Source organism: Ferrovibrio sp. (assembly GCF_017994015.1).
In the GTDB taxonomy this organism is placed as follows: domain Bacteria; phylum Pseudomonadota; class Alphaproteobacteria; order Ferrovibrionales; family Ferrovibrionaceae; genus Ferrovibrio.
The window spans coordinates 1-13,303 of record NZ_JAGOLP010000036.1 but is presented as its reverse complement, the minus strand read 5'-3'; the positions used below and the strand labels follow the sequence as shown (position 1 = coordinate 13,303).

General features: G+C 63.0%; 11 protein-coding genes. 5 read left to right on the top strand and 6 right to left on the bottom strand.

From position 1 onward, the window contains the following. Positions 1-12: 12 nt before the first annotated feature. The 4 genes from KBB36_RS15095 to KBB36_RS15080 are packed head-to-tail and all read left to right on the top strand — an operon-like array spanning position 13 to position 3,120. The gene (locus tag KBB36_RS15095) at positions 13-1,602 is read left to right on the top strand and encodes a gamma-glutamyltransferase (protein WP_290982565.1); all 1,590 of its coding nucleotides are present in this window, start codon (positions 13-15) and stop codon (positions 1,600-1,602) included. Between the two features lie 22 nt (positions 1,603-1,624). Then, complete coding sequence (eda, locus tag KBB36_RS15090; protein WP_290982562.1) at positions 1,625-2,257, top strand: bifunctional 4-hydroxy-2-oxoglutarate aldolase/2-dehydro-3-deoxy-phosphogluconate aldolase; 633 nt, start codon at positions 1,625-1,627, stop codon at positions 2,255-2,257. A gap of 44 nt (positions 2,258-2,301) precedes the next feature. Continuing rightward, positions 2,302-2,910: a glutathione S-transferase gene (locus KBB36_RS15085; RefSeq protein ID WP_290982559.1), complete on the top strand. Its 609-nt coding sequence runs from the start codon at positions 2,302-2,304 to the stop codon at positions 2,908-2,910. 21 nt (positions 2,911-2,931) lie between these two features. After that, a complete protein-coding gene (locus KBB36_RS15080) occupies positions 2,932-3,120 on the top strand; it encodes a superinfection immunity protein (RefSeq protein WP_290982556.1) in 189 nt (62 codons plus the stop codon). Between the two features lie 166 nt (positions 3,121-3,286). Here the strand turns inward: KBB36_RS15080 and KBB36_RS15075 are convergent, their stop codons facing one another. Genes KBB36_RS15075 through KBB36_RS15060 form a run of 4 tightly spaced genes read right to left on the bottom strand, consistent with a single transcriptional unit; the run spans position 3,287 to position 8,576 of the window. Beyond that, positions 3,287-4,360, bottom strand: a complete 1,074-nt coding sequence (locus KBB36_RS15075) for an ABC transporter ATP-binding protein (protein ID WP_290982553.1) — start codon at positions 4,358-4,360, stop codon at positions 3,287-3,289. Next, complete coding sequence (locus tag KBB36_RS15070) at positions 4,357-5,379, bottom strand: ABC transporter substrate-binding protein (RefSeq protein WP_290982550.1); 1,023 nt, start codon at positions 5,377-5,379, stop codon at positions 4,357-4,359. The genes KBB36_RS15075 and KBB36_RS15070 overlap by 4 nt, the downstream gene beginning before the upstream one ends. 26 nt (positions 5,380-5,405) lie before the next feature. Continuing rightward, positions 5,406-6,425: an ABC transporter substrate-binding protein gene (locus KBB36_RS15065; protein WP_290982547.1), complete on the bottom strand. Its 1,020-nt coding sequence runs from the start codon at positions 6,423-6,425 to the stop codon at positions 5,406-5,408. 18 nt (positions 6,426-6,443) lie between these two features. After that, entirely contained in the window at positions 6,444-8,576 is a 2,133-nt protein-coding gene (locus KBB36_RS15060) for an iron ABC transporter permease (RefSeq protein WP_290982544.1), read from the bottom strand. Between the two features lie 230 nt (positions 8,577-8,806). On the opposite strand from KBB36_RS15060, the gene KBB36_RS15055 reads away from it, so the two are divergent. Further along, positions 8,807-10,117, top strand: a complete 1,311-nt coding sequence (locus KBB36_RS15055; protein ID WP_290982617.1) for a multiheme c-type cytochrome — start codon at positions 8,807-8,809, stop codon at positions 10,115-10,117. A gap of 6 nt (positions 10,118-10,123) precedes the next feature. Here the strand turns inward: KBB36_RS15055 and KBB36_RS15050 are convergent, their stop codons facing one another. Beyond that, positions 10,124-10,567, bottom strand: coding sequence for a hypothetical protein (locus KBB36_RS15050; protein ID WP_290982542.1), 444 nt, complete (start codon positions 10,565-10,567; stop codon positions 10,124-10,126). Then, positions 10,564-13,303 (bottom strand): hypothetical protein (locus tag KBB36_RS15045; protein WP_290982540.1); only part of this gene is annotated, 2,740 nt, incomplete at its 5' end. The genes KBB36_RS15050 and KBB36_RS15045, both read right to left, overlap by 4 nt.

Here is a 13,303-nt window from a genome sequence, read left to right as displayed (position 1 = left end):
TGAGGTTCAGTCATGTTGCATACCCCGCGTTCCCGCCGAGGCATGGTAACAGCGCCGCATCATCTGGCGTCGCAGGCCGGCTTGGCTGTGTTGCGTGAAGGCGGCAATGCCATTGAGGCCACAGTGGCGATGGCGGCGGCTTTGGCCGTGGTCTATCCGCATATGACCAGCATCGGCGGCGACGGTTTCTGGCTGGTGGCACAGCCGGGGCAAGCGCCAGAGGCGGTGGAGGGTTGCGGTGCTGCCGTGGCGGCGGCCAGCCCGGCACTTTACAAGGCGCAGGGCCTGGCCAGTATTCCCTGGCGCGGGCCGCTGGCCGCCAACACGGTGGCCGGCACAATCTCAGGCTGGGGCGAGGTTTTGCGGATCGCCGCCGATTGGGGCGGCCGCCTGCCGCTGGCGCGATTGGTGGAAGAAGCCGCCTGGCATGCCGAGCATGGTTTTGCCGTCACGCTCAGCCAGGCCGAGCTGACCGAGGCGAAATGGCCGGAACTCAAGGATGCGCCCGGCTTCAAGGAGGTGTTCCTGATCGATGGCCGCTTGCCGCGCGAAGGTCAGATCATGAAGCTGCCGGCGCTGGGTGCCGCCCTGCGCCGCATTGGCCAGGCCGGCACGGATGATTTTTATCGCGGCGAACTGGCGCGCAGCATGGCTGCCGACCATGCTCGCTTCGGCACGCCGCTGACCGCCGGCGATCTGGCCGCGCATCAGGCGCGGCGCCCCGCCGCCCTGTCGGTCGAACTGGGCGAGGCCACGCTCTATAATTTCGCCCCGCCGACCCAGGGTTTTGCCTCGCTGATGATCCTGGGCCTGTTTGATCGCCTGGGGGTGCGCGAGGCCGAGGGCTTTGAGCATATCCATGGCCTGGTTGAAGCCACCAAACAGGCCTTTCTGGTGCGTGATCGTATCCTGGGCGATCCCGATAGCATGACTGAACAGCCGCAGCGCTATCTGGAGCCGGCGGCTTTGGATGCCCTGGTGCAGCGGATCAACCGCGAGCAGGCTTTGCCCTGGCCCTATCCGGCCAATCCGGGCGACACGGTATGGATGGGCGCGATTGATGGCGAAGGCCGCCAGGCCAGCTTCATCCAGAGCATCTATTTTGAATTCGGGTCCGGCTGTGTGCTGCCGGAAAGCGGCATCGTGTGGCAGAACAGGGGCTCCAGCTTCATGCTGGATGGCCAGGGGCCGCGCCTGCTGGCGCCGGGCCGTCGCCCGTTCCACACCCTCAATCCGGCGCTGGCGCGCTTCAAGGATGGCCGCGACATGGTGTATGGCACCATGGGCGGCGAGGGCCAGCCGCAAACCCAGTCGGCCTTGTTCAGTCGCTATGGCCTGTTTGGCCAGCCCTTGCAGCAGGCAGTAACCGCGCCGCGCTGGCTTTTGGGCAAGACCTGGGGCGAAAACAGCATCACGCTGAAGCTGGAAGGCCGCTTCGATCCCGATCTGGTGGCGCGTCTGCGCCGCGCCGGCCATGATATCGAGTTGCTGGCGGATTTCACCGCCACGATGGGCCATGCCGGTGCCATTGTGCGGCACCCCGATGGCAGCCTGGAAGGTGCTACCGATCCGCGCAGCGACGGAGCCGTTGCCGGCTTCTGAAGGCCGGGCTACTCTCCGCGCCATGACGCGCAGCATCGCCGAAATCGCCGCCCTTTCGCCCGTAATCCCGGTTGTGGTGGTGGAGGCGGTGCAGGATGCCGTGCCACTTGCCGAAGCCCTGCTCGCAGGCGGCATCGGCATCATCGAGATCACCCTGCGCACACCACAGGCGCTGGAAGCAGCAGCCCGGGTGGCAAAAGCCGTGCCGGGCATTGTGCTGGGCATCGGCTCGGTGCTGGATCATCGCCAACTTGCCGCCGCCCGCGATGCCGGCGCGCAGTTTATCGTCACCCCCGGCACGCCACCGAAACTGGCAGAGGCCGTGGCCAAATCCGGTCTGCCGGCCTTGCCCGGCAGCGCCAGCCTGAGCGAGATGCTGGCCTTGCGCGATCTCGGCTTCGATCATCTGAAATTCTTCCCGGCCGAACCTGCCGGCGGCGCTGCCTATCTCAAGGCGGTGAGCGGCCCGGTGCCGGAACTGCGCTTCTGCCCCACCGGCGGCATCGATGCGGAAAAGGCCAAGGCCTATCTGGCATTGCCCAATGTGCCCTGTGTCGGTGGCTCCTGGCTGGCGCCCGAAACACTGGTGCGCGCCCGCGATTGGGCCGGCATCACCTCGCGCGCCCAGGCCACGCTTGCCGCTTTGCGGCCATGATTTTCATTCAGTAACCGCCCCAAAAAAGGACCAAGGGAAACGCCATGAAGCTGTATTACTCGCCGACTTCGCCCTATGTGCGCAAAGTCTCGATTGTTGCCATTGAAACCGGCCTGGCCGACAAGATCGAACGGATCAACAAGACCGTGTCGCCGGTGGCGCGCGACGAACTGGTGGCGGCCAGCAATCCGCTGGCCAAGGTGCCGACCCTGCTGACCGATGACGGCATGGCGCTGTATGACAGCCGGGTGATCTGCGAATATCTTGATGCGCTGGGCGGCGGCAAGCTGTTTCCCGCCAGCGGCGCAGCGCGCTGGACCGCCTTGACCCGCCAGTCGCTGGGCGACGGCTTGCTCGATGCGGCCTTGCTGGTGCGTTACGAGGGCTTCCTGCGCCCCGAGCCGGTGCGCTGGGCCGACTGGTCGCAGGGCCAGATGAAGAAGGTGATCGGCAGCCTGGAAGAGATCGAGCGTCAGGCGGCGTCATTCGGCGATGGCATCGATATCGGCCTGATCAGCATTGCCTGCGCGCTGGGCTATCTGGATTTCCGCTATGCCGACATGAAGTGGCAGGATAGCTACAAGACTGCCGCTGCCTGGGCCGCCAAGTTCAACGAGCGGGCTTCAGTTAAAAGCACATTGCCGGTCGGCTGAACAATAACCGCGCCGATCATCATGACAGGATTACCGTTTCTGGTTTTTGCCATCATGGTCGGCGCGGTGTATTTTCTGCCTGCGCTGATTGCCTGGCGGCGTCGGGCACCACGCGCCGGCCTGATCCTGATCGCCAATGCGGCGCTGGGTTGGACCATCCTGGGCTGGATTGTGCTGCTGCTGCTTGCACTTAGAGCACGCGGTGATTAGATTGACGCGGATGCCGCCTCCAGGCGCAACCCCAAAGGGGCCGGGCGCTTTTGCGTGTTGCGCGTGTCGCCCGGCTTGTCCGTAGCCCCACTACGCCCGGCGCCGGGCTCCTCCGCATAACGCAAAAGCGCCGCGGCGCAGCGCACCAATCTAATCACCGCGTGCTCTAGGCCGAAGCCGGCACCAATGTGACGCCGCCGCTGCCAAAGCCGATCCAGGCATCGGCGCCAATTGCCAGCGGCCGGCCGACCTGGCGATCCACAACGAATATCTCGCCCTGCGGCGTCGCCACCGTATATTCCATATGGGTGCCGAGATAGGCCGCCTTGCGGATCGTGCCAAACAGGGCCGGGCCGGCCGGCGCGGTTTCACTCAAGATCAGCGCTTCGGGTCGTGCGGCGATTTTTGCCACTCCCGCGCCCAGGCCGCGGCGCGGCAATTCCAGCACCACATTGCCCAAGCGTGCTTGCGCCCGCTCGGCATCCAGCGGAATAACTTCTACATCCAGCAGATTGGCATCGCCGATGAAATCGGCCACGAACAGATCAACCGGCCGTTCATACAGGTCGCGCGGACTGCCCTCCTGGGCGATGCGCGCATTCGACATCACGATGATGCGGTCGGAAACCGCCAATGCTTCCTGCTGGTCATGGGTGACATAAACCACGGTAAGCTTGAGGCTCTGTTGCAGGTCGCGGATATCCTCGCGCACCCGGCGGCGCAGCTTGGCATCCAGATTCGACAATGGTTCGTCAAACAGCAGCACGGTGGGTTCCAGCACCAGGGCGCGGGCCACCGCCACGCGTTGCTGCTGGCCGCCGGAAAGCTCCGATGGCAGCCGCTGCTCCAGGCCGGCCAGGCCCATCAGGCGAAGTTTCTCTTGCGCCATCGCCTCGGCTTGGGCTTTCGGCAAGCCGCTGACCAGCGGGCCATAGGCGGCATTTTCCAGCACGCTCATATGCGGAAACAGGGCATAAGATTGAAACACCATGCTGACGCCGCGTTCCGCCGCCGCAAGCCGCGTCACATCCTTGCCGCCGATCAGGATTTGTCCGGCAGAAGCCATTTCCAGTCCGGCCACCAGGCGCAATGTGGTGGTCTTGCCGCAGCCTGAAGGCCCCAGCAATGTCACCAGGCTGCCAGCCGCCACGCTGAACGACACGCCCGCTACGGCAGTGAAGTCGCCATAGCGCTTCACCACCTGGCGGAATTCGACGGAAGCTGGTGTGGTCTGGTTCATTTCGGCTGCGATGCTACATCCTTTTCCCAGCGCGCGATCAGGCGTTTGCGCTCGGCGGAAGTGCCATATTTGGCAAAGTCGTAGTTGATCAGCTTCATCTGTTCCAGGCGCGGTGCCTTGGGCGGGGTTGGCGTCGCCGGGTTGCTCGGCACCTGATATGACTTGCCCTGCACCGCCAAAGCCTGGGCTTCCGGCGTGAGTGCAAATTCATACCATTTTTTGGCATTTTCCAGATTGCGGCCGCCCTTGATGAGCGACATCGAGCCGATCTCGTAGCCGGTGCCTTCGCAGGGCGGCTGCACCGCCACCGGAAAACCTTCCACCGCCTCGGCCACGGCATCATGCATGAACATCACGCCGATCATGGTTTCGCCGCGCGCCGTGTTGCGCGCCGGCGCCGGGCCGGAGCGGGTATATTGATTCACTTGGCCGTGCAGCGCCTTGAGATAGTCAAAGGCCTTGTCCTCGCCCATCACCTGCACCAGCGTGGCGATGGCGGTGTAGGCGGTGCCGGAGGAGGCCGGATTGGAAATCTGCACTTCGTCCTTGTAGGCCGGCTTGAGCAGATCGGCCCAGCAGGCCGGCGCCGCCACTTTTTTCTTGGCCAGCAATTCGGTGTTATAGGCAAAGCCGAGCGCGCCGGCATATATGCCCACAGTGCGGTAATTGGATTGTTTGGCCTGATTCTGCGCCCAAACATGCAGCTTTTCCAGATTGGGCGAGCGATACGATTCGCTCAAGCCTTCCTCGGCCATTTGCAGATGCGGATCGCCGGTGCCGCCCCACCAGATATCGCCCTTCGGGTTGCTGGCCTCGGCGCGGATCTGCGCCAGGGTCTCGCCCGAGCCTTTCTGCGTCATTGTCACCTTGATGCCGCTCTGGCGCTCGAAAGCATTGGCCATCAACTGGCACCAATCCATCAGCGCGCTGCAATAGACGGTGACCTGTGCCTGTGCCGGGCTGGCGGCAAGCAGGGCGGTGCTACCCAGGAGGGCAGCAGCAAGCAGAGTGTTACGCATGGTTTCCTCCAGAATTTTTTTGATTTTCACTTCGGCAGCGCCGCCACTTCCTTGTCCCAACGCTCCAGCAGCCGCTTGCGCTCGGCGGCTGAGCCGTATTTCACGAAGTCGTAATCGATCAGTTTCACTTCTTCCAGCTTCGGCGTATTGGGCGGGATCGGCGCTTCCACATGACTCGGAATCTGATAGCTCTTGGCCCGCGCGCCGGTAGCCTGGGCGGTGGGGGTGAGGGCATATTCATACCAGCGCCGCGCCGCCTCCGGATTCTTGGCCCCCTTGAGGATCGACATCGAGCCGATCTCGTAGCCAGTGCCTTCGCAGGGCGCCACTGAAGTGACCGGGGCGCCGAGTTGTGCTTCGGCCACGGCGGCAAACATCCAGGTGATGCCGAGCAGGCTTTCGCCGCGCACCACATTGGCCATCGGCGCCGCGCCCGAGCGCGGATACTGGTTCATGTTGCCGTGCAGCTTCTTCATATAGGTGAAAGCCGGTTCCTCGCCCATGATCTGCACCAGCGTTGCCAGCACGGTGTAGGAAGTGCCCGACGTGGCCGGATTCGACATCTGGATTTCGTCGCGATAGGCCGGGTTGAGCAGGTCGGCCCAGCATTTCGGCGCCGGCAGTTTGCGCTTGGCCAGGGATTCGGTGTTCCACACGATGCCCAGCGTGCCGGCATAGATGCCGACACTGCGCCAGCCCGACATCTCGGCGGCGCGCTGCGCCCAAGGATGCAGCTTGGCCAGGGTCGGGCTCTTGTATTCCGCCAGCAGGCCCAGCTCGGCGGCTTGCAGATGCGAATCGCTTGGTCCGCCCCACCAGATATCGGCACGCGGATTGTCGGCTTCGGCGCGAATCTGGGCAAAGGTCTCGCCGGTGCTCTTGGTGGTCACCATCGCCTTCACGCCGGTATCGCGCTCGAAGCTGGCGCGCATCAATTCGCACCATTCGCTGAGCAGGCTGCAATATACCGTCACCTGATTCTGCGCCCGTGCCTCGGTCGTCATCAGCAGGGCCAGGGCGGCGGCGAATAAACTGCGTTTCAGCATGATGTGCACTCCTGCATGTCAGCCAGCACCCAAGGGGGCGATCTGTTCCGGTGCCCGGCGGCCGAGCCGGCGTTCGCCCACCAGCCGCTGGATGCCGAGGATGGCGAGGATCATCACCAGGATCAATACGGAAGAATAGGCGATGGCGAGGCCCAGTTCACCGGCTTCAACACGGCCAACGATATAAGCGGTGGACAGATTATATTGCGCCGTAACCAGGAAGATAACGGCGCTTACCGCCGTCATGGCGCGCACGAAGCTGTAGACCAGGGCGGCCACGATGGCCGGGCGCAGCAGCGGCAGCATGATGCGGCGTAACGTGCCGCTGGTGCCGGCGCCCAGGGTCAGCGAGGCTTCGTCCAGGCTTTTGTCGATCTGGCTCAAACTGGCGATCCCGGCGCGCACGCCCACCGGCATGTTGCGGAACACAAAACACAGCACCAGGATCAGGCCTGTGCCGGTCAGTTCCAGCGGCGGTGTGTTGAACGCCATCACATAGGCCACGCCGATCACCGTGCCGGGAATGGCAAAGCTGAGCAGGGTGCCGAATTCAAAGGCGCGGCGGCCCTGGAAATCCTGCCGCGCCAGCAGATAGGCAGTGAGAATGCCGATGGCGGCGGTGAGCGGCGCGGCACTGGCGGCCACCCCCAGCGTGACCCAGAAACTATCCCAGGCCGCGCCGGTGAATTGCAGGCCGCGGGCGCCCCATTCCAGGCTGAAACCGGCCAGGTAATGCGCCAGGGTGAAGCTGTGGTCGCGCCCCACGGCTTTGACAAAGCCGCCAAAGAGTATCGTGGCATAGATGATGGCGGTGAACAAAGCCCAGGGCAAAGCCAGGCAATAGGCTGCAAGCGCCACCCGGCGCGGCAAAGCAAGAGCAATGCCGGCATCGCCTTTGCCGGTCATGGTGGTGTAGCTCTTGCGGCCCAGCCAGCGTTGCTGCGCCCAGAATACGCCAAGCGTGAAGGCCAGCAGCACAAAGGCCAGCGTGGCGGCGCGGCCCTGCTCATGCGCCGCGCCCACCACGGCGAAAAAGATTTTGGTCGACAACACATCGAAATTGCCGCCCAGCACCAGCGGGTTACCAAAATCCGCCAGGCTTTCCACAAAGCCGAGCAGGAAGGCATTGGCCACGCCGGGCCGCAGTAGCGGCCAGGTGATGGTGCGGAAAGTGGTCCAGCTATTGGCGCGCAAGGTCTGCGCGGCTTCCTCCAGTGAGGGTGCGATGCCCTGCACCACGCCGATCAGCACCAGGAAGGCGATGGGTGTGAAGGCCAGCAATTGCGCGATGAACACCCCGGTCAGGCCATAAATCCAGCGTGAGCGCGGAATGTCGAACCAGTCTGTCATCAGCGCTGTTACGGCACCGGAACGGCCGAATAGCAGGATCAGCGCCAGGCCGATCACAAAGGGCGGCGTGATGATCGGCAGCAGGGTGAGGGCGCGCAGCAGCGGCTTATAGCGGAAGGCGCTGCGCACTGCGATCAGGGCAAAAGCCAGACCCAGAATGGTGGTGCCGGCGCCCACCAGCAGGGCCAGGAATAATGTGTTCCAGGCGACGCCGCAGCGTTGTGGCCCGCTCAGACAGGCCAGGCTCCAGATCGAGGCATCGGCCAGCCGTTGCCAGAAGGCGCCAAGCGAAAGACTGCCATCGGCGCCTTTCAGCGCCTCCACCAGCACGATCAGCACCGGGAAAAAAACGAACAGCACAATCAGTGCCACGATGCCGCCAATGGCGGCAATCACAAAGGCATCGCCCCGACACCAGCCGCGCCGCGCCAGGCCCAGGCTGAGCAGCATCAGGCCACCCAGACCATAAAGCGCCGCGCCGATGCCAAAGCCGGGCTGGCCGCCAGCACCCAGGCCGCCAAGCCAATGCAGCACCGGGCCTTTGTGATCGATGGCGAAGCCCTGTGCGAACAGATAAGCCAGCCCGGTTATGCCGGCGGCGATCAGCCAAGGCGGGCGCTGCTGGCCGAACCAGGCGATAAGCGGCGGCAGCAGCAGCGGCCAGAGCCAGAGGCGGCCATGCTGCAAGGCCAGCAGCCAGGCCGGCGCCGAAGCTTGATCGGGATAGCCAGCCAGCCAACGCCAATCACCCAGGCCACCAGCCGGCAGGGCATACCAGGGCAGCAGCAACAGGCCCAGCATGGTCAGCGCAATCCAGAAGCGCGGCCCATATTGGTGTTGGCGAATAAGCGAATGCAGCTTCATGCGTATGGTTGTGGTGGCTCCCCTGTCATAGTGTCGGCTGCCATCTCGTCGGCGTCAATCCAGCACTTGCCATTTCGATCCATGCAGCCGAAAATCGCGGCAGGTAAGCGGGGGATGTGGGCGTGACGGCAAAGCACGGGCGGGCAGTGGAATGGTTATCCTTGGCTGTGGGGCTAGGCGCTCTGCTGATGCTGGCTTTTGTCTCGGGTGCAAGCCAAGCGCAGACCCTGCCGCAATATGCCGCTGATACCCATCTTGGTGTTGGCTCCTGCGCCGGCTCCACCTGCCATGGCGCGGTCACTCCCTGGCGCAATTCCACCGTGCTGCAAAACGAATATGTCACCTGGCAGACCAAGGATCCGCATTCCAAGGCCTATGCCACACTGCTGAATGCTCAATCCAAGCGCATTGCTGCCAATCTTGGCTTGCCCAACGCGCATGAAGCCAAGATCTGCCTGGATTGCCACGCCAATAACGTGGCGCCGAATCTGCGCTCCAAGACCTTCCAGATTTCCGATGGTGTCGGCTGCGAAAGCTGCCATGGCGGCTCGGTGCGCTGGCTTGGTGTGCATATCTCGGGCGCCGCCAGCCATGCGCAGAATGTGGCCGCCGGCATGTATCCCACCGAGGAACCGGTGGCGCGGGCCAAGCTCTGCCTGTCCTGCCATATGGGCACCAAGGATAAATTCGTCACGCACCGCATCATGGGCGCCGGCCATCCGCGCATGGCCTTTGAACTGGATACCTTCACCGTCACCCAGCCGGCGCATTTCCGCATCGATGATGATTACCGCGCCCGTAAGAAGGTGGCCGATCCGGTGCAGACCTGGGCCATCGGCCAGGCAGTGATGGTGCAGATGGGGCTGGAGGCTTTGGCCGATCCCAATCGCAACAGCCAGGGCCTGTTCCCGGAACTGGTGCATTTCGATTGCCATTCCTGCCACCACCCGATGTCGAATCTGCGCTGGGAGCCACGCGCCTCCACCGGGCTTGGCCCCGGTCTGGTGCGACTCAACGATGCCAACATGATCATGCTGCGGCTGATCGCAGCGCAGCTTGATACCGCCCTGGGCGAACGGCTGCTGGAACATTCGCGCGCGCTACATGCGGCTAGTCAGCAAAGCTTGCCAGCCATGGTGGCTGCTGCCAATGCGATGCGCGCCACTGTTTCGCCGCTGATCGACCGCCTGGTGCAGCATCGCTTTGATGGCGCCGCCACACAGAAGCTGCTGCGTGCCGTGCTGCGCGATGCCGCCACGCGCGAATATACCGATTATGCCGCCGCCGAACAGGCCACAATGGCGGTGGCGGCGATCCTGAATGCGCTCAAGCGCAGCGGCCAGATCGATGAGGCCCGCTTCAAGCGTTATAACGAATTGCTGGATCGCGCCTATAAGGCGGTGGAGCATGACGAAATGTTCAAGCCGGCAGATTTTATCGCCGCGCTGGATGCGCTTGATCAGGTGGTGCAGCGCTGATCGCGCTTATAATCTGTCCGGGTTGCCGGGGCGGATATCGCCCTTGATCAGGGCATCGATGCCGGCGCCGTGGCCAGAGATCACCGGCGGATCAAGCCGCAGCCGCATGCAGAAGCGGTCACGCTTCAGCAGGGGCCAATCGGCAATCAGGCAAAGCTGGTTGTCTTCCGTGGTCCAGCGGCCATCTGCCACCGGATCGTAATCACCCTTCGGCTCATTCCAGCGTTTCAGCCGCAGGCTGCCATCGGGTTTGAGATAGGCGATGGCGATGGCGGCGCCCAGCGAACTGGCGCCGCGCCCGGGCTGCAACACCACCGGCTGTGGGAAACTGATATCGGCCTTGAAGGCGATGGTCTTGCCGGCCAGGGCTTCGTGAAAACCTTGTGCATGCGCCGATGTCGCCATACAGAGCGCCAGGATGGTCAGGCTCAGGGTGCCGCGCAGCTTCATGGCTTTTTCGCCGGCTGGAATTCGCCCGGCTGGGCATCGTCGGTCACGCTCCACAATTTCTGGCGCCGGTCGAGATAAAGCTGACGCTGCTCCTGCATGTTGAGCGGCCGCGAGCCGATGCGGCCGAATACGGCAATTTGGCCGCCGGTTTCATCCACACCGCGATCACGGTCGAGGCCCTTCGACAAGCTGCGCAACGGCCAGCGGCTGGGTTTCCAGGCAATCAATTCCGGCTTCGGATCGGGGCTGAAACCATAGAAAGCCGGTTGGCTGTCGGGCGAGGTGAGTTGCACCACTTTGAGGCCATGGCGGCCATCCGCCACATAGGCAAACAGCGTGGCATTGGTGCTGCCCACGATGACATCCGAGGCATCCTTGATCTGGCCCTCGGCGGTGTAGCGCTGATACAGTTTCGGCTGCTCCGGCTTTTCAATATCCACGATCATCAGGCCATCGGCGCCGGCGGCGATATAGGCAAAGGTGCGCGCCAGATAAACCCGGCGGGCATCCTTGATTGCCATCTCGGCACCTTCCACGCGGCGCGGCCGGCTCGGATCGGTCACGTCCACCACGCTGAAGCCGCCGTCATGGGTGACAAACAGGTAGCGGAATTGCAGTGCCGTGGCCCGTGCCCCGGCCAGCGGCAATTGCGCCAAGGTCTTCGGCTTGAGCGGATCGTTCATATCCAGCACCACGATGCCGCGTGGTGTGGTGATATAGAAATAATGACCGGCGATGGTGATGTGGCGGGCGCCATCCAGCACGCCGTTCTCATTCCAGGTCAGCGCCCGCTTAAGGAAATTGTTGCGCGGCTCGCCATCGGCCAGGGTATCCACATCCACCACGATCAAACCTTCCACCGCATCGGTGATGAAGGCGTAATGATAAATTGGATGGAAGGCCTGCTCCTGGTTGGTCTCGTACATCAGCTTGCGCGTTGCTTCATCTTTCATCTGACGCTGCGGCGCAATCGGCTGGTTGGTGGGCAGCGCCATGCAGGTGGCATTTTTGCTGGCCACATGGGTATCCTGGCCCAGCGGGCTGAATGGTGCGGTGATGATGCGCTGCGAGATGCCCTTGTTGGCGATCGAGGCCACATCATAAACACGGAAACCCTTGCTGCCCTCGGCGGCAAACAGGTATTCGCCGCGCAATTGCAGGCAGCCGACATTGCCGCCATCATGGCTGAATGTGCCAAGCTCCGGCGCCTCAGGCAGCTTGCGGCCGCGTTGCTGATGCTGGGCGAAATAATCCGGATAGGCATGTTTGTGCAGGAAGCTGCCGATCACCGCCTGCGGCTCGTCCCATTCCGTCACCTGCACCGCCTCAACACCGCCTTCGGCGCCGGCCCAGGCATTGAAGCCGACGAAGTTGACGAAGTTGGTGCCGTGCAGCAGCAGCTGCGCCATGATCGCGTTGTTGTCGTTGGCGGCTGAAACGTGGCAATCAGTGCAGGTTTTTGTTTCGGTGCGGCGTTCAGTATGTGGGTAATGCGGCGCGAAGGCCTGGCTGGAAAAGCCCGAAGCGGCAATCGGCGGCTGCTGGATATAGATACGCTCGCGGTTGATATTGGTAGACGAAAGGATCAGCGCCGAGGTCGAGCGGATCGGCGCAATGGTGTTGCCCTTGGTGCTCTGATGGCGGCCGAGCTGGAACATCTCGTCGCGCGCCACTTGCGGATTGTAGGTGGCGAAATTGCGGGTTTCACCGCCTTCATAATGGTGGCGTTCGGTCTTGCGGTTGGCCTGGATCGGCAGATGGCAGCCGGCGCAGGATGTGGTCCAGGATAGATGGCAGGTATAACATTCCATCTCGCTGTCATCATGCGCCAGCTTGCCCGGCGCCACGCCCGGGCCCCATTGCATCATGCTGCCGGTTTTGTCGGGTGCAATGCCGCCGGGCAGCTTGCTCATCAGCTTGGCGCGTGCCGCCTTCTCGTTGTAATGCGGATTGGCGGGATCGACGGTATCCTTCACCAGGCTGACTTCCCATTCCCGGTTCGGGTCCAGCGCGGCGCGCTGGATCAGCTTGCAATCGCGCTTTTCGGTCGCCGGCTTGTAGCATTCGGTGCCGCGCCATTCAAAGCGGCGGCGGCCATCCTGCAAGCGCAGCAGCGATAGATCCGTGCCGCCGGGCGGCGCTGCCGGGCCGGATGTGCGCAGGCTGGGATGGCTGGCGCTCGTGCCATGGCAATCCTTGCAGCGGATTTCGATGGCATTCGCCACTTCACCATAGATATAGCCGTTGCCGTGTGAATCCTGGGCAAAATGGCAATCCACGCATTGCATGCCGGCATCTACATGTACCGACGACATATGCACGGCTTTTTTGAATTTCTGCGGGTCTTCGTCGTCGATCTTGCGGCCGGACGCATCCAGCAGATTGCCCTTACGATCGCGTTTGAAGATGGCGCGGAAATTCCAGCCATGGCCGTGATAATCGGCGAATTGTGTATCCTTCAATTCCGGATTCAGTTCCCACACTTTCTTGAGGAAATCCACATCACCCCATTTGCCGCGAATCGCCGCTTCCTCCGGGTTGCGCATCAGGATGGCGTGTTCTTCCTCAAGGCTGGGGTATTTCTGCTTGGTGGGAAACATCTTCGGCGCATCCGGCTCGTAATCCCACATCGTGTAGCCGAGCATCGAATTGAGGAAGATGTTGGGCTGGTGCATGTGGCAGGTCATGCACTGGCTGGTCGGGATGGCGCGGGTGAATTGATGCTTCAGCGGATGG

What these genes read in the sequence shown, in the direction of transcription:
- KBB36_RS15075 (WP_290982553.1), bottom strand. Translation starts at nt 4,360, where the DNA reads ATGAACCAGACCACACCAGCTTCCGTCGAATTCCGCCAGGTGGTGAAG.
- KBB36_RS15080 (WP_290982556.1), top strand. Translation starts at nt 2,932, where the DNA reads ATGACAGGATTACCGTTTCTGGTTTTTGCCATCATGGTCGGCGCGGTG.
- KBB36_RS15085 (WP_290982559.1), top strand. Translation starts at nt 2,302, where the DNA reads ATGAAGCTGTATTACTCGCCGACTTCGCCCTATGTGCGCAAAGTCTCG.
- KBB36_RS15070 (WP_290982550.1), bottom strand. Translation starts at nt 5,379, where the DNA reads ATGCGTAACACTCTGCTTGCTGCTGCCCTCCTGGGTAGCACCGCCCTG.
- KBB36_RS15065 (WP_290982547.1), bottom strand. Translation starts at nt 6,425, where the DNA reads ATGCTGAAACGCAGTTTATTCGCCGCCGCCCTGGCCCTGCTGATGACG.
- eda (WP_290982562.1), top strand. Translation starts at nt 1,625, where the DNA reads ATGACGCGCAGCATCGCCGAAATCGCCGCCCTTTCGCCCGTAATCCCG.
- KBB36_RS15095 (WP_290982565.1), top strand. Translation starts at nt 13, where the DNA reads ATGTTGCATACCCCGCGTTCCCGCCGAGGCATGGTAACAGCGCCGCAT.
- KBB36_RS15050 (WP_290982542.1), bottom strand. Translation starts at nt 10,567, where the DNA reads ATGAAGCTGCGCGGCACCCTGAGCCTGACCATCCTGGCGCTCTGTATG.
- KBB36_RS15060 (WP_290982544.1), bottom strand. Translation starts at nt 8,576, where the DNA reads ATGCTGGGCCTGTTGCTGCTGCCCTGGTATGCCCTGCCGGCTGGTGGC.